This is a genomic window from Aequorivita iocasae, from assembly GCF_016757735.1.
GTDB lineage: Bacteria > Bacteroidota > Bacteroidia > Flavobacteriales > Flavobacteriaceae > Aequorivita > Aequorivita iocasae.
On sequence record NZ_CP068439.1, the window covers coordinates 796,204 to 816,547 of the forward strand.

Sequence of the window (20,344 nt, forward strand, 5' to 3'; positions counted from 1 at the left end):
GTGGAGGTTTTTTTATTTTATAATTTTCTGAAATTCTGTAAGTGAAATAGAATTTTTTATCAGCGTCCACCGTTGCGATTCGGGATAGTGAGTATATATAAAATCAGCAGGATTTGTCAAGAACCAAAAATCATCGGGCCCATTGCCATTGCCATAGCTTATAGCCCAAGTAATATCAAGCAGTTGCCACTGTCCGTTTACGAATACAGCATTCCATGTGTGGTTGGGCTGCATGTTTTTTTGAACTTTCCCCGAATAATCTTTTGTGAAACCATGCACCACTTCAGCTGAAATACCAACATCCGCACAAAGTCTTGTAAAAAGAAACGCATAGCCACCGCAAAGCGCCATCTTTCGTTCTAAAACTTTTTTGATTACATTTTCTTCGGAAATATAAATTTTCTTTTGAAGCTTTGGGCTGAGTCTTAATTCGTTATCATAAGAAATATTGGAAGCTATCCATTTATAAATTGCAAAGACCCTTTCCTTATCGGAAGTTGCGTTTTTTGTGATTGAAGAAGCGAGTTTAGCAGTAGAAAAAGTAGCTTTATTACTATGGAAAAAAGATTTTTCATTACTGTGGTCTTTTCCAATTATAGAACCTATTTGTCCAATGGAATTAACCGCAAAACCTAAAAAAAATATAATTATCAATCGCTTTCGCATAAATCTAAACTGATTTACTTGAAAACGCAAATACTAAAAACATATTGAAAAGGAAGGTGTTAAAACTTATTTGGCAATTCCTTCAAATCATTTTCCGAAACAATAAGCTAGCCCTCTTTCGGCAATCGGGCTCAATATTCATTATAAAGTGGTATTTTAGTGCCCTTGAGATAATTTTTTTGAATATTTTTTGAATGTTGAACTATATACGCCTTACTATTCTTTTAATCTGGGCTGTAGGATTTTCGCAAGAAGGCCAAGATACAATTTCAACTAAAAATGATACCGCCTTCACAGCTCTTAAGGATTCCCTCAAGACCATGCAGGACCGAACGGACTACCTTCTTTTTGAAGGAAAATATGATTCAGTAATCTTAAATTCCATTGACAATATAAAATTCGCTGAACTCATAGGCGATATGGGTGCTGCGTATTATTCAAGGTATGTTATGGGTGCAGCTTTTATTTACTTGAAAGATTTCAAGAATGCCCACGAGTATGGTGAAGATTATTTAAATTTCTCAGAAAAATCAAAAGACGAATTAAAAATTGCCCGTGCCTATAATTTTATGGGGGCGCTTTACCTAGCCGAAAAAAAATATGACTCTGCACTCTCTTTTTTTCAAAAGGCACTTCCGCTTTCACAAAAAAGAAATGACACCTTAGATGTCGCTATGGTGTATTACAACCTATCGGAATCTTACCTAAACCAAGGCGACAAAAAAAAGGCGTACGGCTTTTTTAATAAGGCTAAAGAAGGGATAGAAGCTTTAAAATTTAAGGGCCTAACAACCGAAATGAACCTGTTGCAGGGAAAGCTTAACCTTTCCTCAAACAAAACTGGGGATGCTATTGAAAATTTTAAAGAGGCAATTGTTTTCGCGGAAAAGGGCAACTATATTGATGATGTTTTAACCGAAGTTTATAAAGAATATAGTGAGGCTCTTTTTAAAGCGGGTGATTATAAGGAAGCTTTTTTAGCGCGAAAAAAATTCGACAGCCTTACCGCAATTCAGTTTAAGAAAGAAAAAGTAATGGCCATTCAGAACGCGGCAGCACAGTTTAGCGTAAATGAATACAAAAAGCAGGCACGGCAAGCCGAATTAGAAAAAAAATTGATTTCAGAAAAAATATTGTTCAACAATATTCTACTTATATTTTTTATAGGCGCTGTCATCTTGATGGGGCTATTTTTGATAATTCTATACATATCGCACCGAGGAAGAAAAAAACTCACTCTTACTTTAAAAGAGAAAAACCAACAATATTTAAAAGCTAAAGAAAAATCAGAAAAATTGGCCTTGGCGAAAAGCAAGTTTTTTTCAACTGTTAGTCATGAATTGCGCACACCCCTTTATGGTGTTATTGGCCTAAGCTCTGTACTTTTGGAAGACGAGTCGCTAAAAAATCATCAAGCAGATTTAAAAAATTTAAAATTTTCGGCAGATTACCTTTTGGCTCTTATTAATGATGTGCTTCAAATAAGCAAATTAGAATCCAATACGCTTGAGGAAATAAAAGCACCATTTAATTTAAGGGAATTGGCCCAGTCCATAGTTTCCTCATTTCAATATGCCCTGGTCCAAAATAAAAACAAGTTACATGTAGATATTTCAGAAAATATTCCCAACACTCTGGTGGGCGACCGCGTTCGCCTTTCTCAAATATTGATGAATTTAGTAGGCAACGCTATTAAATTCACCACAAATGGTGATATTTATATTTCAGCCCAAGAAGAATCAATTTCTGAAAATGAAGTGACTATACATTTCAGTATTAAGGATAACGGCATTGGCATTCCAAAGGAAAAACAGAGAGCCATTTTTGAGGAGTTCCAGCAAGTAGATTCCGAAGATTTTAAAATACAAGGAACAGGGCTTGGACTTACCATTGTAAAAAAATTACTAGAGGCATCAGGTTCTGCTATTAATCTTAAAAGTGAACCCGGAGCGGGATCAACCTTTAGCTTTACGTTAAGTTTCCAAATTTTGAAACATTTGCTTCAAGACAAAATCCTGGACGACAATAGCATATTAAACGGAAAGAAGATATTGATAGTAGATGACAATCGCATCAATCAGATAGTTACCAAGAAAATACTTGAAAATAACGGAATGCTCGGCGCTGTCGCTGAAAGTGGCGATATTGCCATAAAAAAATTACAGCAAGAAACCTTTGATCTCGTTCTGATGGACATCAATATGCCGGGCAAAGATGGAATTGAGACAACCAAAGAGGTAAGAATGTTCAATAAAATTATTCCTATTGTGGCGTTGACGGCCATTGAAGTGGAAGAAATGAGAAACAGAATTTTAGCTTCCGGAATGAATGATATTATTGTAAAACCGTATGATACCGATAAGTTTTTAAAAATAATTCTTCACAATCTAAATGATGACGAAGAGGATTTGTTTCATTACCACAAAAAAACCGCAATTGAGCAATAAAAAATCCCAAGCAAAATTACTTAGGATTTTTTCTAAAATTTATCGTGTAATCTATTTATCCCTTCAAACTCGCGCTTAAATATTCACGGTTCATACGGGCAATGTTTTCAAGGGAAATCCCTTTTGGACACTCAATTTCGCAAGCACCAGTATTGCTACAGTTTCCGAAGCCTTCTTTGTCCATTTGCGCAACCATATTAAGCACACGTTCGGTAGCTTCAATTCTGCCCTGCGGAAGTAATGCAAACTGGCTCACCTTTGCAGAGGTGAAGAGCATCGCACTAGCGTTCTTACAGGCCGCCACACAGGCACCGCATCCAATACAAGTGGCTGCGTTAAAAGACTCATCGGCATCATGCTTGTTTACTGGAATGGTGTTGGCGTCAATAGTATTACCCGAAGTATTTACGGAAATATACCCGCCAGCTTGCTGAATTCTATCGAAAGCACTTCTATCTACTACCAAATCCTTTATAACTGGAAAAGCCTTTGCACGGAACGGTTCTATCACAATAGTGTCACCATCCTTGAACATACGCATATGCAACTGGCAAGTTGTAACCAATCTATCAGGTCCGTGGGGTTCACCGTTTATTTGCAGTGAACAGCTTCCACAGATCCCTTCGCGACAATCGTGATCAAAAACTACGGGCTCTTCGCCTTTGTTTATTAAACCTTCGTTGAGAACGTCGAGCATTTCCAGAAAAGACATGTCACCCTCTACTCCGTCAATAGGATATGTTTTTAGCTCTCCTTTTGTGGTTGCGTTTTTTTGACGCCAGATTTTTAGTGTAAGTTTCATTTTATAAAGGATTTAGCGATTAGCGAAAAGCGAAGAGCATTATTCTCTATCATTCAAGCTTTTGATCAGTGCATTCAGCATTTTGCTAATTTCAACTATTAAACTTTCAATATTTTCAGTATTCTTATTAAAATTCAGCTCTGCTGAAATAATTATTTGTGTTTCCAATTCAAACAAAGAACCTCCTGCAGTTCTAAGAAATTGAATGTAATTTTTCTTCGACATTCTTCCCCATCCTTCAGCTATATTTGATGGAACTGAAATCGTTGATCGTCTCATTTGGGAAATCAAACCATACTTTTCTTCTTCTGGAAAAGAGCCAGTAAACAAATAAATTTCTTTTACAAGTAAGATTGCTTTTTGCCAAACAATCAATTCCTTATATGATTTTATTGAATTCACTTTTCAACCCTCTTCGCTCTTCGCTAATTCCTACTTATAGGAACGCGATTTAACTTCAATATTCTCGTATTCCAATTCCTCTTTGTGAAGCACTTCATTTCCTGGATCTCCTGTATATTCCCAAGCGGCAACGTACATAAAGTTTTCATCGTCACGCAGCGCTTCTCCTTCTTCAGTTTGATATTCTTCCCGGAAGTGACCGCCACAGCTTTCATTTCTATGAAGCGCATCTTTTGCAAAAAGTTCACCTAACTCCAAGAAATCTGCCACGCGGGTAGCTTTTTCTAGCTCGGCATTCATTTCGTTCAATCCACCGGGAACCTTTACATCTCTCCAGAATTCTTCGCGAAGTGCTCTAATTTCTGCCATCGCAGATTTTAAGTCTTCAGCATTACGTGCCATTCCACATTTGTCCCACATAATATGGCCTAATTTCTTATGAAAATGATCTACAGAATGTGTTCCTTTATTGTTTACCAACTTCTCCAAAAGCTCGCGGACCTTGTTCTCGGCTTCGTCAAATTCTTTTGTATCTGTTGGGATTTTTCCTGTTTTGATATCTTTTGAAAGGTAATCGCCAATAGTATATGGCAATACAAAATAACCATCTGCCAAACCTTGCATCAATGCCGATGCTCCCAAACGGTTTGCCCCGTGGTCACTAAAGTTGGCTTCCCCAGTTACGTAGCAACCCGGAATGGTGGACTGCAAGTTGTAATCTACCCAAACGCCGCCCATAGTGTAATGCACCGCAGGATAGATCATCATCGGGGTTTCGTATGGATTTTGATCAACGATTTTCTCATACATTTGGAAAAGGTTTCCATATTTATTTTCGATAACCTTTTTTCCAAGTTTTGTAACTTCTTCCTTGCTAGGATTATGGTTTCCGTGGATTGCAGCCTGCTCTTTTCCGTAGCGCTCAATGGCAGAGGCAAAGTCAAGATATACAGCCTGTCCTGTTTTATTTACTCCAAAACCTGCGTCGCAACGCTCTTTTGCAGCACGTGAAGCAACATCACGTGGCACCAGGTTTCCAAAGGATGGGTATCTTCTTTCCAAGTAATAATCGCGTTCTTCGGCTGAAAGATCATTCGGCTTTTTCTTGCCTTGGCGAATAGCTTCAGCATCTTCCTTCTTCTTCGGAACCCAAATTCTTCCATCATTTCGAAGGGATTCAGACATCAAAGTCAGTTTACTTTGATGATCGCCAGAAACAGGAATACAGGTGGGATGAATTTGTGTATAGCATGGATTTGCGAAATAAGCACCTCTTTTGTGTATTTTCCACGAAGCGGTAACGTTACTTCCCATAGCATTTGTAGATAGGAAGAAAACATTTCCGTAACCTCCCGAAGCAATAACCACGGCGTGGGCGGAATGTCTTTCAATTTCTCCCGTTACCAGATTGCGGGCAATTATTCCTCTGGCTTTCCCATCCACAATCACCAAATCAAGCATTTCGTGACGGTTGTACGGTGTGATTTTGCCACGGTTTATCTGGCGGTTCATTGCGGAATACGCGCCTAAAAGCAATTGTTGTCCTGTTTGTCCTTTCGCATAAAAAGTACGCGAAACCAACACCCCTCCAAAGGAACGGTTGTCCAAGTATCCACCATATTCACGCGCAAAGGGAACGCCCTGAGCCACACATTGGTCAATAATATTTGCCGAAACCTCAGCCAGGCGGTACACGTTTGCTTCACGTGAACGGTAATCGCCCCCTTTTATAGTATCGTAAAACAATCTGTAATTTGAATCGCCATCGCCTTGGTAGTTTTTGGCTGCGTTGATACCTCCCTGTGCTGCAATGGAATGTGCACGGCGCGGAGAATCTTGATAGCAAAAGGTTTTTACGTTATAACCCAATTCTGCAAGGGTTGCTGCGGCGCTTCCCCCGGCAAGACCAGTTCCCACCATAATGACGTCAATATTACGTTTGTTGGCAGGGTTTACCAGGTTTATATCGTTTTTATGTTTTGTCCACTTATCGGCTAAGGGTCCTTTGGGTATTTTGGAATCTAATTTCGACATCGCTTTTTCTTTTAGTGGAGTTGATTAAAATGAAGGTAAAGGGCAATGAAAATAAAGCCTAAGGGAATAAATATTGCGTAAAACTGTGTGAATGCTCTTAATCCTCTTGAATATTTATTGCTCCAGCCCATACTTTGGAAAGACGAAGAAAAGCCATGCCAAAGGTGAAGCGCTAACAATACAAAAGCCAAACAATACAAGCCAGTACGTACCGGGCTTTCAAACTTGTGCACCAATTCTGGATAATAACGCGTGGCGTCCAGCGTGTTGCCTTCAACGTATTTATACACTATTTCCGGAAACCAAAAATCGTAAAAATGAAGCCCCAAAAACGCCAAAATAACAGCGCCGCTGATAATCATATTGCGCGAGGCCCAAGTAGAGTTTCTGTTTCCCTTAAAGGATTTGTAACTGATCTGTCGCGCATTGTTGTTTCTTATTTCGAGTATAATACCCATAATAAAATGGAAAACTACCCCAAAAATCAAGACGGGCTGTAGGACAAACTGCACCAAAATATTGTGCCCCATAAAATGGGACCAACTATTAAAGGTATCTGGGTCTATGACCGAAGTGACATTGATGGTGAAGTGTTGTGCCAAAAAGAAGACAAGAAACAAGCCGGAAAGCGCCATAGCAACTTTACGTGCAATTGAAGAGGATAATATTGCCATTATGGTTTTTATTTCGAGAATTCGGACTACAAAAATACACTACCCCGCAACCATTGCCAAAAAAATGTAGCTTCAACTTGCTTATTTAGACTTGATATAACCTGCCGATTCTTTCACGCACTGAAAAGCAATACAATCCAGTCTTTAAAAAAATGTTATTTTTTTTATAAAACGAGGTTAATTGATTAAATATTAACTACTTAAAGTATTTATTGTGGTAAATTAATTTTTCAACATAAAAAAAAAGAAAAACTATGAAACCATTAAGAACACTTTTAATTGCCACTTTTTCCATAGCGCTTTTTTCGTGCGGAAATACGCAAACAGCAACTACGAGCGTAGAAAATACGCCCGATACAAAAGGAACCATTAGAGAGGTGGCCGATCCGGATGACAATAGATGGAACAGAAATTCTGACCAAACAACCAGTTCCACCAATGCTCCAACACCTACCTCTACTGACTGGACTATGAATAAGTCCAATACCACTAGTGCCGATATGAATTCTAATAAAAAAGCGAGTCAGCAGAGCACTATGACTTCTACCGCTCCACGTAAACTTAATGATAACGAAATTGAAGTTTACTGGATTGGACTAAAGAAAGTAGATATGACTTCTATGTACGACTATGTAAACATGAGTGAAGACCAAGTTTTAAAATACCAGCGCGGCTATGCAGACTATATTGATAGTATGCAAAACAAGGATATGCGCTTAACTATAGACCAAAAGGACTTGTTAAAGCAACGTGATGGGATTCTTTATGACATTCTAAAGCCCGCACAGTACGAAAAGTACAAAGAGTGGAAAAAGATGAATCCAAACTACGGAATGTAATTTTCCATAAATAGATTTTAAAAAAAGAGGCTGAGGCCTCTTTTTTTTATTGCTATTTTATTTCGAGAAGCTGCGTTGCAGCATTGCTTCCCATGGCTATTGCGATCTTGTATTTTCCCTTGGGGAGATAAAAGGTATCGTTTTCGGCCTTTTTCAATTTGTTATCGGTTTTATCTAAAGCTTTACTTGCTTTTTCAGAAATAGAAAGGTCATAGTTTAACACATTCACGCCTTTGGTTGCATCCATAAAAATAGTGTGCAATTCTTTCCCTTCTTCTGTTTTGATGGTGATGGATGCCTTTCCGTCTTGCGGACTGTAAAACTGAATCTTGACTTCCGGTTCATAAACTTCGCCCCAAGTACTGAATTTGCTTCCCCAGCGCGGTGAAAAGTTTACGGGTTCCATTTCCGCAACCACCACCTCATTTTTATTGGTTTCATTCAACTTTTGAAGCAATGCAATATCGGCAGTATAAAGCGAACGCCCGTGTGTTCCCAAAACCAAATGTTTTGCTTCTGGCTGAATTACCAAATCGTGCACCGCAACATTTGGAAGTTCTTTTGAAAATACTTCCCAACTTTCACCGCGATTAAAGGAAACATACGCGCCGTTATCGGTTCCCAAATACAATAGGTTTTCATTTACGGGATCTTCCTTTATGACATTAACGGAAGATGTTGGCAAATTGCTGCTGATGTCTTTCCAAGTAGTTCCATAGTTTTCACTCACATACACATAGGGTTTAAAATCATCCCAACGATAGCCGTTCAGTGTAACATACACCCTTTCTTTTTTATGTGAAGAAGCAATCACGCGGCTCACCCAAAGATCCTTTGGAAAGGTGTCCGAAATTTTCGTCCAACTACCGCCCGCATCTTTTGAAACGTACACCAAACCATCATCGCTACCGGTGTAGAGCAAGCCAAATTGGAAGGGCGATTCGCTCAGGCTGGTCAGGGTTCCGTAGGCTACGTTTCCGGATTTTCCGCCTTGCGTTAAATCTTCCGAAATGGCCGTCCAATCATCGCCCTGGTTCATGCTTCGCATTAATTTATTTCCGCCCAAATAAAGAATGTCTTGATTGTGGGGACTCAACAGAATAGGTGTTTGCCAGTTGAAACGGTACGGACTGTCGCCCAGTTCGTGTTTTGGTTGAATATAAACTGGCTCTCCTCCTTTTCTATTCAGCCTATAATAATTGCCAAACTGAAATCCTGTATAAACAATATCGCTATTTCTATTGTCAATCTGCACGTGCATGCCATCGCCACCCATGAGGAACTCATACGGGTATTTGCCGTCCTGCATCCAGCCTGGATTTGCTTCATAATCGTGTGGCCCTACCCAAACGCCATTGTCCTGCAACCCGCCGTACACATTATAGTTTTTTTCGTGATCTACATTTACGGAATAGAATTGGCCCACTGCTGGGGCGTTGTTCTTTATCCAGGTTTTGCCATCGTCATAACTTATGTTTACGCCACCGTCGTTACCGTCAATCAAATGGCCGGACATCTTAGGGTTTATCCACAGCGCGTGGTGGTCTGCGTGTACGTTATCTGCACTGATGCTTGTGAAGTTTTTTCCGCCATCGGCAGATTTTAGTATGGGTACGCCGTACACATATATTTTATTGGCATCGCTGGGGTCCACGTGAATTTTTCCGAAGTAGTAGCCGTAAGAATAATACAGATCGTCCAAAAAGCCTTCGTGGGTTTTATTCCACGTTATGCCGCCATCGGTACTTTTATAAACCTCAGCGCCTATTACCGGCGTATCAAACAACTGGCTGTTGGCATCTTCCAGATATTTTGCCAAATCTTCAGGTTTTACAGTGCCTACACGAATCATTTGCTTTACGTTTTCGGCGCGATATTTTTCCTGAAAACCGTTCATTTTTAAAAATTGGTTCAGCTTTTTATCATCCAAGGCCAGAAAGGCAGCCACGTCCATTGTTTTAAAATCGTCTTTGGTAAGGATATCCGTTTCCTCTTTTTTGGGTTCTTCCTTTCGGTGAAATTGGTTGTCAACAATTAAATATACCGTATTGTCATCCACCACGGCAGTGCCCATACGGCCCATGCCTTTTCCTGCTGGCAAACCGCTATTTTCTGTGGAAACCTTGGTCCAGGTGCTTCCCGCATCGGTGCTTTTGTAAACGCCGCTGCCCTCGCCGCTGCCGTCAAAATTCCACGCCTTTCGGTCCTTATCCCACGCCGTGGCATACATCGTATTGAAATTTTTGGGATTGGCTGAAATTTCAATTATACCCGTTTCATCATTTCTAAAAAGGGTTTTGTTCCAGGTTTTCCCACCATCGGTGGTTTTGAAAACGCCGCGTTCGTCATTTGTGGAATACAAATGCCCCACCGCGCCCACAATCACTTCGTTTGGATTTGTTGGATTTATAAGAATACTGCTTATGTGGTGGCTATCGGTAAGCCCCATATTTTGCCAGGTTTTGCCTTTGTCGTCGCTTTTCAGCAAACCAATTCCAGCATACGAGGAACGGGAAGCATTCACCTCACCCGTGCCAACCCAGATGGTTCCGTTTTGCCAATCTACCGCAACACAGCCTACATTTTGGGTGGGGCTGCTGTCCATTACTGGTGTGAAGGAAGTGCCGTTATTGTTAGTGTACCAAAGCCCACCACTGGCGTAGCCCACGTAAAACTCTATGTGATTGTTTGGGTTTACGGCAAAATCTACCACGCGGCCACTCATAATAGTGGGGCCTATGCTTTTAAAGGGTAGATTTTTTACTGGAGAGGCCTGCGCAAATTCAGTTTTTTGTTTCAGCCCTGTTTGTACGGCGGTTGCGGGAGTGGCGGGTTGTTGTGAAAAGGCTACTGCGGTAGCAAGGCAAAGCGCCGAAAGGAAAAGTTTATTCATTGAGACTGGTTTTAAAAAGTGGAAGGTAAATAAATGGGGCGGGTTTTGCAATTGTTTTCTTTATGGGGAATTAGCGAAGAGTGAAGAGCGAGCTTTAAGCCTTAGGCTGAGTTGTACACTCTTTATATACTAAATTTTACCTTTTATTGAGAAGAAGTACTTCTTCTGCGCAATGAACGAAAGGAGGCTATAAGTAATGGGGGATTTGGTGCATAATTTAAAATAAACACCTCAATAAACCATTAAATAGCAAAACCTCCATCCCTGAATGGGACGGAGGTCTTGCCTAATAGTTGGTAATAAAACTACTTGCTATTGCTTAACAATCTGCTTCACATAAAAGTTGCCTTCAACGTTTTGGATTCGAACAAAATAGACGCCGGCATTCAATGCTTGGATGTCAATTTGTTGCATAGCAGTGGGTTTAATCACTTCCTGCCCTAAGCTGTTGAATATAGAAACTGCGGCAATTTTGCCACCGTTCTCTTTTATATTTATAGTGGTAGTTGCCGGATTTGGGTAAACCACAAATGGATTGCCGCCTTCCATAAAGTCGGGTGTTCCAAGTGCTGAGAGATCAATTGTGTATTTAATAATTCCCAAATCAAAAGTAGCAATGTATGCATCTACACTTTCTTCGTGAAATTTATAGGCCATACTCCCCGAACCTACATAGGCAATAGCTTCAAATGGAAGTGCCACCCAGGTTTCGCCCCCATTTGTTGTGTACATAATTTTACTATCTATACCATCACCCGATGGGATGGTGGCCACTGCATGATTTTCATTTAATGGGGAATATTCCACTTTTCTCACATTATTTGTTTGGTGGGTCTGCTCCCAATTGGCAGCGCTATCGGTGGTTTTGTAAATACCATTGCTTGCGGTTACGGTAAATTCTTCAGTGTTGAAAGGGTTTCTTTCAATATCAAAAATAATATCGGTAACAGGGTTGATGCCCAGTCCGTTGCTCATTTCTTCCCAAGTGGCGCCTCCATCCTCGGAACGGTACACGTGGGCCCCTACGGTAATAAAAACGTTGTCTGAATTGTTTTCATCAATAAACACATCGGTAAGAATATCGGCTTCCGGTAAGGTTACTGGTGTTACCACAGGATTATTGATATCGTTGAAGTCTATTACCAATCCGCCTTCGTTTAAAAACAGTGCCCAGATAACGTTAGGGTTATTGGGGTCTGTAGTTAGATTAATGAGCTGATCGAAAAAATTCATATGCAATACGGAATAAGTGCTTCCGAAATCATCACTTACTTCAAGGTAGGATCCGCTAAAGTTTCCCCCATATTTATATACGCGTCCAGTAGTTACCCTATCTATCATATAAGTGGGAGCATCACTATTGAACACAAGGTTAATGGGTTCAACACCATACGCATTTTGTTGGGCTGTTGTTAGGTTTTTGTGTACCAGTCCCCTTTGTACACTGTGAAAAAGGTGGTCGTCATCGTCCTGCTGAAAGCCTGCCATACCGGCAACATAAAATGGATTGTACATTAGGCTGAAGGTGGTGCCGCCATCTTCCGAAAACAAGGGATAGTAATCTGCATTCACAAACAGTTCTCCATTTTGAAAAGGGCTGAAGGAAGCGTGGATGCCGTAATAATATCCTTCCAAATTATCTAATGGATATACGGTCTTGGTATGGGTAGCCCAATTATCTTCAGTGAGTACCACTTCATTTTCTTCCATAAGAAGGATGTTGTCCAAATCTAATGGATTGTAGATGATGCCCGTAATATTGTCCAAGGTTCCTTCTTCCCAAGCAATGGGAATTATGTTCCAGGTCTCCCCTCCGTCTAAGCTGCGGTAGAGGTTTTGGGCGTGCCCGAGGTTTTCGTTTCCAATAAAAGTTCCCAAAAGGATGTTGTCTGCATCCTGAGGATGGAAGGTTATGACACTAAAGTTGTTGTCCGGCATTTTCTCTTCCCAAGTTACACCGGCATCTTCTGATATTAACAGACCACCTTCGTCATTATTTGGGCCCGCACCTCTTGCGATGAAGAGTTTTTCGGAGTTGTCTGGGCTAATGGCTACATTATTGGGAAAAATACCATTATTGTCCACATTATAATAAATCATTGCCCAAGTAGCCCCAGCATCAGCGGTATAATATACCTTGGAATAGCCCGAAAGGCCAATGCTATAGGATTGGTGCACTATAGCAATATCTGGGTTGGCTTCAAAAACTGAATAGGAGCTTATCCAAGTTTTGGCAGCGCCCGAAGTAATTGGCGGGGTATATTGCCGTGTAATTTCCCCGGAGGTTACATCAAAAAAATACACTGCATTGTCCGCCATGTTAGCATTATACTGGGCGGAAAAGGTCAAGATATTCTCAGAAAGCATTTTGAAATTTTCCAAGAATACCCCATTTGCGGGATAGCTGTAAAGTATCTGCCAAGTTTCGCCCTTATCATCGCTTTGCATAATATGGTTGCCCAAGGTGACGGCATATAATTTATTTTCAATGGTAGGGTGGTAAATAATATTGTACATACGGCCATAATCATTGGACCCTTCATAGGAAATTTGCGATTGTGCCGAAATGGTCCCGCTAAGAAACGAAGCCACTATTGTAAAAAAGATAATTAATTGTTTCATGCTATTCTTTGGTTTAAATTAATTTCGGCCAAATGTTGAAAATAATTGCAACGTGCCAAAAAAATTACCGTGAAATAGTGTGACATGTTCTGTCAAAAATGTGATACTTCAATTTGAATGTGTGAGAGGTAACCGAATAGCAATGAACTATCCTCAAGATCCATTTTCCGAGAAATGCGCTCTTTGCGTTTTCGGGCAGCGGCATCGGTAATGTTTAGGATGTTGGCAATTTCCTTTGTGGTGAGGTTCATATACACATAAGAGATAAACCGGAGGTCATTGGCATTAAGCTCTGGATGTTTTTCTTTTACTGCGCTTAAAAACCCTTGGTTTACTTCCTCAAAATGCTTGATAAATTGTTCCCATTCATTATCCGATTGTATGAGGCCCTTCAGTTTTCTTATATAGGCATTTAGTTTTGATTGCTGCTGCATACCTTGCGAATCTTCCAGTTCGAATACCAACGAGGTGAGCAGTTCGTTTCTTTCCAATAAATGTAGTGCCTTGGCAGATAGCTTTCGGTTGCGGGCTTCAATTTCATTTTTTAACCTTTCTTCTTCCAACAGCGCCCTTGCTTCTTCTTCCTTCAGTTTTTTTTCCAATAGCAGTTTATCACTCTTTTCTTTTTCCAGCGCGAGTGCCATAAGTTCTTGGCTGCGGGCGTGGATTACCTTTCGCTGTTTTCCCCGTATGTAGCTATTTCGGAGGGCCCACGCGATCAATAAAATGATGATAATGGCGGCAGCGAGGATGATGTTGAACATAGTGCGTTCAGCTTCTAGTTTTTCCTCATTTTCCTGCAATTGATTTCGATATTCCTGGATTTCAAATTTTACCCTGTTTGTTTCAAAAAGGCGACCGTTCTTAATCGCATTCAGTGCTTGGGTGGTATTTAAAACCGAATCTTTTGCCGCCAGTGCCTCCTGATATTGCTCGGCCTGGGAATAAATCTTCGCCAAGTGTTGAAAGGCCTCCAAACGGTCCTCAACATCATCTGAATTTTTAAGAATGGCATTTGCATAATCTAGTGCCTGTGCTATATCATTTTGTTCCCTCGCTATTTGAGAAAGCAATTGGAGCGCATATATTTTTGTTTCATGCTGGCTTTTATCTTCCAAGAGCGAGAGGGGCTGCAGGATTTCCTTCGCAGGGGTGTACTGCTTTTTCAGCATTAGGTTTTCTGCTTTGCCCAAATAGGCTTTGTGAATAATATCTGGCCTTTCCTTAAGCAACGGAATAGCTTGGGCAAAATAATTTTCGGCTTTTTTCAGCTCTTCTTTTTTATTTGCCACAAGTCCCAAATTTACAGCATAGAAGGCAATTTTGGTAGAATCGGTATTTTCTGAAGCGATGGTAAAGGCCTTTGTGAAATATTCTTGGGCTTGATCAATTTTATCCTCTTTTAAATACAAAATGGCTATGTTGTTAAGCACAATCATTTCATATTTATCGTCAAGTTCCTTAATGGCGATGGTATAGGCTTCCAGATAATTGTCTAACGCCTCGCCCAGGTCCAACATAGAATAATAGTTTGCGCCAATATTATTTACGGCCAAAAAATGTTGCTTGTGCCAGTTGTTCTCTTGTGCCATCGCCTCTGCCTTCACCAAGAGTTCCAAAGATTGTGCGTGCTCGCCGTCCAACATCAATCTTACCCCTTTTGCAATCAGGCTGTCGCACGCTTCTTTTGGCACTTGGGCTTTGACGTGCAGAGCAAGAAACAACATTAAAATAACGGAAAATATCAACTTATTTTTGGGCATCTATACAGTTTAGGTTTCGGCTTGAAAAAGGTTCAAAAATAATGAAAAGTTGGGGCTGTTTTGTTTCCTAATGTGAATGTACATTTCTTTTAAGAATAACCGTAAAAAAACCAGAAAAACGCTGCACTTTTTTCTTAAGATGAATGGAATGTCGCTGCCTCAAGCGAGAAGGTTTGGACAAATGAAATTTCCTAATAAAAAAAGCGCTCAAGGCGCCTTTTTTAAATATATATGAAATAAGCTTAATTTTTTATAAGCTTCACTGTGGTGCTCCATTTGCTTGAAGCTATTTTACAGAAATAAATTCCATTTGTGTGCTGTGATAGATTTAAGTCGAAAGTGTTTTTCCCATACACAACTTCTTTTATTTTCAGGGATTTTATCTTTCTTCCCAATACATCAAATACTTCCACAGTCACGGGGCTTGTATCTCCAGCAGCAAAAGTTACAGTAGTTGTTTCGGAAAAGGGGTTTGGATAGTTTATGGCCTTCAATTCTTCACTAAAAGTTATATCGCCCGTGCTAAGTGTCCTTTCCAAAGTTCTGTCAATACATTCAAAACCCTCAATTCCATTAGGATTATAAAGTGTAAAGCCTTCACTCTGCGTCAAGGTCCAAACGTTTCCAAAAGAATCAACCGCAATATCTTCTACTTGCTTGTGTGCAAGTGGTGAACTACCATCTAAAAAAGTAGTGAAGGTATTACCTGTACCATCAAAATAAGAAAAACCGCCGTAATAAGGCCAGCTGAAAGTATTGTAGGCACTGATATAGATATTATTGTCTGCATCAAAATCAATGGCTGACACATAATCAGCGGCAATATTGCTGTTGCTTTCGTTCCAGTTGGTCCAAGTGGCGCCATCAAACTTCCACAATCCAGTAGTTGTGCCGAGCCACATATTGTCATTTGCATCAAAGGCAATATGGAGTACATGTTCAATCCCTTGTGGGGTCAAGTCAATATTTGACCATGTACCATTTTCAAACACATCTATTCCTTGATAGCTACCAACATACATGGCATTGCCGCGAGACCCCAAACTATATGGAGGGCCCGATAACCCATTTGACATGTTCCAAACGGTCCAAGTGTCGGCAACTTTATCAAACATAATGGCATTATTATCAGCCAGTGCGAACAATTTACCGTCATCCGTTGCATTTAATTCTCCGATAAATTGAAGATAGGGGGTAGAATTGGTATTATCATAAGTAGTCCAGGAGGCATAATCCCAATAATCACCATTGGGCACATGGATAATATACCCTGAAGTACCATCATAAGAAAACCAAATATCACCATCGGCATCCTCCGTGATTGAAGTACCAATGGTTGTGGAGTACAGGGTCTGTGGATTGGGGAATAACCCCCCGTTCTCAGGGCCATATACCTCCCACTTAGGACAGTCAAAAACCTGGATTCCGCCATTACCGTTGGCAAACCATCTGCGGCCCTTGCTGTCTATAAAAATATCTTCGTTAAAATTGGTTGGCAGTCCAGTGTTATAACCCGTATAACTAATCCAGCCAGTCCCATCATTTTTGGCCACTTCGCCATAGCCAGAGATCCAATATGTTCCACTATCATCAATATATGAATCAAATATGCTTAAATTCATATATTCGGAAGTCCAAGTTGTGCCATCAAATAATAATACTCTGGAACTGGCGCCTTCGGCAATAATTACCTGCTCTCCTTGAATAGCCAAAGAGCGTGCTTGAACATTGGAAATAGGCCAATCGCTCTCATTAATCTGAGTCCAGACTGTGCCGTCAAAAATATCCACCGCATTTCCTACCAGAGCCCACATTCGATTTTGGTCATCAAGCGCCACTTCCCAAACATCATTATCTGAAAGACCACTGTTGGCAGTTGTGTAATGTTGCCAAGTAGTACCGTCAAATGAAATTAAACCGTTATCGGAAGCAATCCACTTTACACCATTGGCATCAACAACAATATCTCTTAAATTAGAGCCAGAAGGCAGTCCAGAATTTGCAGAAGTGTAGTAGTTCCAGTTGGAGCCATCATAATAACCCACGCCCCCTAAAGCTGAATCGCCATGGGCCGTCCACACAGTATCTCCGGCTCCTATTGCAATGCCAACTACATCAGTGCTTGTAAAAGGTGTATTGGAAGCATCGTAGTGCGTCCACACCAAACCATCACCAGATGTTGTAATGCCAGCTTCAGACCCTACCCATATAATTCCGGTGCTGTCAAAAGCTATGTCATATATCAAGCCATTGGGAAGATATTCTTCGGAATATGTGGACCAATTGGTGTAAACGGTGTCCGTAGATGCAATGCGGACCAAACTGCCTTCCTCGGAAGATTCGTAACCACCGGTCCAAATATTGCCAAAGGCATCGCCCTGTACCACATAGTGCAACGCTCCGCCAATACCTGTATTTTCCTTACGAAGATATTCCCAATTGGGATCTTGGGCGAAGGTTTGTAAAGTAAGTGAGAATAAAATAAAATTGATAAGTACCTTTGTTTTCATATGTATTCTTTTTAAAAAGACAGCCATAGCTTAAAAAACCCTACCTCCTCTAATGTACAAAATTTGAAATTAATTTGTCTCCGTGCGCATTTTTATTGTACACATAAATCATTTAATACATAATCTGATGGGGATTAATTTGAAATAATTAATTTTGGGGAAATTCATAAAACAATACCATGAAGTACGATCAAATAGACAGCAAACTCTTTATAAAAAACCGCAAAAACTTTATGGCCCAGATGAAGCCAAAGAGCGTTGCAGTTTTCAACAGTAACGATATTTACCCCATTGGCGCAGACAGCACCATGCCCTTTCAGCAGGCGCGCGATATTTTTTATTTAACGGGTGCCGACCAAGAGGAAACCATTTTGGTACTCTTCCCCGATGCACCAAACAAAGACCACCGCGAGATGCTTTTTGTTCGCGAAACCAACGACCACATTGCCGTTTGGGAAGGCGAAAAACTCACCAAGGAAAAAGCTACGGAAGTAAGCGGGATAAAATCCGTTTTTTGGCTAAAGGAATTTGACAAGATTTTCTTTGAAGTAATGACCCAAGCCGAACGTGTTTATTTTAACACCAACGAGCATTATCGCCAAAGTGTGGAAACCGAAACCCGCGAGGATCGTTTCATCAAAGCCACGAAAGAAAAATTTCCCGCACACAGTTGGGAACGCAGCAACCCAATTTTGCAACGCTTGCGTTCCGTAAAAGATAAAATTGAAATTGATTTGATTCAAACAGCCTGTAATATCACCGAAAAAGGGTTTAGAAGAATTCTGAATTTCGTAAAACCCGGCGTTTGGGAATACGAAATCGAGGCTGAATTTATGCACGAATTTTTAAGAAACCGTTCCCGCGGTTTTGCTTACACACCAATTATTGGCAGCGGTAACAATGCGAATGTGCTTCATTATATCGTCAACAATCAGCAATGTAAAAAAGGAGATTTGCTTCTTTTGGATGTAGGCGCTGAATACGCAAACTATTCCAGTGATATGACGCGAACCATTCCCGTGAGCGGAAAATTCACCAAACGTCAGCGCGAGGTTTACGATGCCGTAAAGAAAGTTAAAGACGATGCCACAAAAATGTTGGTTCCAGGAAATTACTGGAAGGAATACCACGAAGAAGTGGGCAAACTGATGACCAAAGCGCTTTTGGACCTAAAACTTTTAGATAAAGCAGATGTAAAAACCGAGGATCCAAACTGGCCAGCTTATAAAAAATACTTTATGCACGGCACCAGCCACCACATTGGGCTTGATACGCACGATTACGGAATTCTTTGGGAAAAGATGACCGAAAATATGATCTTCACCGTTGAGCCGGGAATTTATATTCCAGAGGAAGGTTTCGGCATCCGTTTGGAAGACGATGTTGTTATCCAGAAAAAAGGAGAGCCTTTCAACCTGATGCGCAATATTCCTATTGAAGCGGAAGAGATTGAAGAAATTATGAATAAATAGAAACAAGAAACAAGACGTTTTGACCCACGACTTTTAGACTTGACCTGCAGGGCTTTTTAAAGCTTGCAGGTCTTTTTCACAATATGACTTTAAGCTTCAATAACACTTCTATCTATTACGAAACCTACGGAAATGGTCCAGCGATTATTTTGCTTCACGGTTTTTTGGAAAGCTCTACCATGTGGAAACCGTTGATTCCAGATCTATCAAGGAATAATCACGTAATTACAATTGATTTTCCCGGCCACGGAAAGAGTAGCATTGTTTCTGAAATACATACTATGGAATTAATGGCAGAAGTTGTGGATGCAGTACTTCAAAAGCTACAAATTGCGTCAGCAACGTTAATAGGACACTCGATGGGCGGCTATGTTACTTTGGCCTATGCCGAGATGTTTTCTGAAAAAGTTGACAAATTGATTCTCCTCAATTCCACACCTGCCGCAGATTCCGAAGAACGAAAGGCCAACCGCAATCGGGCTTTAAAGATTGTCGATCAGAATTTGCAAGCATATATCAGTATGGCTATTGGCAACCTATTTGCGGAATCTTCACGTGAAAGATTTGCGACAGAAATTGAAACTTTAAAAAGTGAAGCCTATTCTTTTCCGGCAAAAGGCATAAAAGCTGCCATTCAAGGGATGCGGAACCGAGAAGACAGAACTGAAATTTTAAAAAATTTTGAAAAGAAGAAATATATGATTCTGGCTGAAGAAGATCCTATTTTACCGGTCTCAGAAGCAAAACAGTTAGCCATGCAATGTAATTGTAATACAAAAATTATTGAAGGAGGGCATATGAGTTTGATAGAAAACCAGAGTTTTATTATTGAATATTTACTTTTAATCGGATAAAAGTTGTATTTTATCTAAAAAAAAGTTAATATTGGTAAATAAACCCCAATTAATTTAACAATTATGGAGAAAATTATGCCCCAAAGCGGAACTCCAATCTTAAGCCTTGTCTGTACGGCATTTGGCCATGATTACATTGTAACCCGCAAAATTACCGACCACATTAGTGAATATAAATGTGCTTGTTGCGGCAAAGAGGTTTCCAACAGCTATTCCGGTAAATTTGAAGCACTTACTTTTAAACAACGCGAAGTAAACGAATGTTTGTCTACTTTTTTTAGAAAAAAGAAAAAGCTTTCAATCCATTAAAAAAAGCGTGCCAAATTACTTTAGAACATCTTCCCTTTAAGTAAGGGAATAGGGCTC

At 40.3% G+C, this 20,344-nt stretch carries 14 protein-coding genes; 5 read left to right on the forward strand and 9 right to left on the reverse strand.

Annotated features, from left to right (window positions below):
* Positions 1-12: 12 nt before the first annotated feature.
* Complete coding sequence (locus tag JK629_RS03810; protein WP_202337304.1) at positions 13-666, reverse strand: transglutaminase domain-containing protein; 654 nt, start codon at positions 664-666, stop codon at positions 13-15.
* Between the two features lie 194 nt (positions 667-860).
* Between JK629_RS03810 and JK629_RS03815 the strand changes: the two genes are divergently transcribed.
* Positions 861-3,113: a tetratricopeptide repeat-containing hybrid sensor histidine kinase/response regulator gene (locus JK629_RS03815; RefSeq protein ID WP_202337305.1), complete on the forward strand. Its 2,253-nt coding sequence runs from the start codon at positions 861-863 to the stop codon at positions 3,111-3,113.
* 55 nt (positions 3,114-3,168) lie between these two features.
* On the opposite strand, the gene JK629_RS03820 is transcribed toward JK629_RS03815, so the two are convergent.
* Genes JK629_RS03820 through JK629_RS03835 form a run of 4 tightly spaced genes read right to left on the reverse strand, consistent with a single transcriptional unit; the run spans position 3,169 to position 7,025 of the window.
* Positions 3,169-3,915, reverse strand: coding sequence for a succinate dehydrogenase/fumarate reductase iron-sulfur subunit (locus tag JK629_RS03820; protein ID WP_202337306.1), 747 nt, complete (start codon positions 3,913-3,915; stop codon positions 3,169-3,171).
* A 39-nt stretch (positions 3,916-3,954) separates the two neighbouring features.
* Positions 3,955-4,317 (reverse strand): four helix bundle protein, encoded by a 363-nt coding sequence (locus JK629_RS03825; protein WP_202337307.1) that lies wholly within the window; start codon positions 4,315-4,317, stop codon positions 3,955-3,957.
* A 30-nt stretch (positions 4,318-4,347) separates the two neighbouring features.
* The gene (locus tag JK629_RS03830) at positions 4,348-6,351 is read right to left on the reverse strand and encodes a fumarate reductase/succinate dehydrogenase flavoprotein subunit (protein WP_202337308.1); all 2,004 of its coding nucleotides are present in this window, start codon (positions 6,349-6,351) and stop codon (positions 4,348-4,350) included.
* Between the two features lie 11 nt (positions 6,352-6,362).
* Positions 6,363-7,025, reverse strand: a complete 663-nt coding sequence (locus tag JK629_RS03835; RefSeq protein WP_202337309.1) for a succinate dehydrogenase cytochrome b subunit — start codon at positions 7,023-7,025, stop codon at positions 6,363-6,365.
* A 254-nt stretch (positions 7,026-7,279) separates the two neighbouring features.
* On the opposite strand from JK629_RS03835, the gene JK629_RS03840 reads away from it, so the two are divergent.
* Positions 7,280-7,864: a hypothetical protein gene (locus JK629_RS03840; protein WP_202337310.1), complete on the forward strand. Its 585-nt coding sequence runs from the start codon at positions 7,280-7,282 to the stop codon at positions 7,862-7,864.
* Positions 7,865-7,916: 52 nt separating this feature from the next.
* Here the strand turns inward: JK629_RS03840 and JK629_RS03845 are convergent, their stop codons facing one another.
* The 4 genes from JK629_RS03845 to JK629_RS03860 form a co-directional block, all read right to left on the reverse strand.
* Positions 7,917-10,757: a VPS10 domain-containing protein gene (locus tag JK629_RS03845; RefSeq protein ID WP_202337311.1), complete on the reverse strand. Its 2,841-nt coding sequence runs from the start codon at positions 10,755-10,757 to the stop codon at positions 7,917-7,919.
* Between the two features lie 312 nt (positions 10,758-11,069).
* Positions 11,070-13,379 carry a T9SS type A sorting domain-containing protein gene (locus tag JK629_RS03850; protein WP_202337312.1) on the reverse strand — a complete coding sequence of 770 codons (2,310 nt, stop codon included), beginning with the start codon at positions 13,377-13,379 and terminating at the stop codon, positions 11,070-11,072.
* Between the two features lie 92 nt (positions 13,380-13,471).
* The gene (locus JK629_RS03855; RefSeq protein WP_202337313.1) at positions 13,472-15,142 is read right to left on the reverse strand and encodes a tetratricopeptide repeat protein; all 1,671 of its coding nucleotides are present in this window, start codon (positions 15,140-15,142) and stop codon (positions 13,472-13,474) included.
* Positions 15,143-15,384: 242 nt separating this feature from the next.
* A complete protein-coding gene (locus JK629_RS03860) occupies positions 15,385-17,652 on the reverse strand; it encodes a Periplasmic ligand-binding sensor domain-containing protein (RefSeq protein WP_202337314.1) in 2,268 nt (755 codons plus the stop codon).
* 179 nt (positions 17,653-17,831) lie between these two features.
* Here JK629_RS03860 and JK629_RS03865 point away from each other — a divergent pair, with 179 nt between their 5' ends.
* From JK629_RS03865 to JK629_RS03875, 3 genes are all read left to right on the forward strand, one after another.
* Entirely contained in the window at positions 17,832-19,124 is a 1,293-nt protein-coding gene (locus JK629_RS03865; RefSeq protein ID WP_202337315.1) for an aminopeptidase P family protein, read from the forward strand.
* Between the two features lie 83 nt (positions 19,125-19,207).
* Positions 19,208-19,978 carry an alpha/beta fold hydrolase gene (locus tag JK629_RS03870; RefSeq protein ID WP_202337316.1) on the forward strand — a complete coding sequence of 257 codons (771 nt, stop codon included), beginning with the start codon at positions 19,208-19,210 and terminating at the stop codon, positions 19,976-19,978.
* A gap of 63 nt (positions 19,979-20,041) precedes the next feature.
* On the forward strand, positions 20,042-20,287 hold the full coding sequence (locus JK629_RS03875; protein WP_202337317.1) for a hypothetical protein: 246 nt from the start codon (positions 20,042-20,044) through the stop codon (positions 20,285-20,287).
* The last annotated feature ends 57 nt before the right edge of the window (positions 20,288-20,344 follow it).

Coding starts and splice junctions, on each gene's coding strand:
- JK629_RS03840 (WP_202337310.1), top strand. CDS start 7,280: ATGAAACCATTAAGAACACTTTTAATTGCCACTTTTTCCATAGCGCTT.
- JK629_RS03850 (WP_202337312.1), bottom strand. CDS start 13,379: ATGAAACAATTAATTATCTTTTTTACAATAGTGGCTTCGTTTCTTAGC.
- JK629_RS03860 (WP_202337314.1), bottom strand. CDS start 17,652: ATGAAAACAAAGGTACTTATCAATTTTATTTTATTCTCACTTACTTTA.
- JK629_RS03845 (WP_202337311.1), bottom strand. CDS start 10,757: ATGAATAAACTTTTCCTTTCGGCGCTTTGCCTTGCTACCGCAGTAGCC.
- JK629_RS03815 (WP_202337305.1), top strand. CDS start 861: ATGTTGAACTATATACGCCTTACTATTCTTTTAATCTGGGCTGTAGGA.
- JK629_RS03835 (WP_202337309.1), bottom strand. CDS start 7,025: ATGGCAATATTATCCTCTTCAATTGCACGTAAAGTTGCTATGGCGCTT.
- JK629_RS03865 (WP_202337315.1), top strand. CDS start 17,832: ATGAAGTACGATCAAATAGACAGCAAACTCTTTATAAAAAACCGCAAA.
- JK629_RS03870 (WP_202337316.1), top strand. CDS start 19,208: ATGACTTTAAGCTTCAATAACACTTCTATCTATTACGAAACCTACGGA.
- JK629_RS03810 (WP_202337304.1), bottom strand. CDS start 666: ATGCGAAAGCGATTGATAATTATATTTTTTTTAGGTTTTGCGGTTAAT.
- JK629_RS03875 (WP_202337317.1), top strand. CDS start 20,042: ATGGAGAAAATTATGCCCCAAAGCGGAACTCCAATCTTAAGCCTTGTC.
- JK629_RS03820 (WP_202337306.1), bottom strand. CDS start 3,915: ATGAAACTTACACTAAAAATCTGGCGTCAAAAAAACGCAACCACAAAA.
- JK629_RS03830 (WP_202337308.1), bottom strand. CDS start 6,351: ATGTCGAAATTAGATTCCAAAATACCCAAAGGACCCTTAGCCGATAAG.
- JK629_RS03855 (WP_202337313.1), bottom strand. CDS start 15,142: ATGCCCAAAAATAAGTTGATATTTTCCGTTATTTTAATGTTGTTTCTT.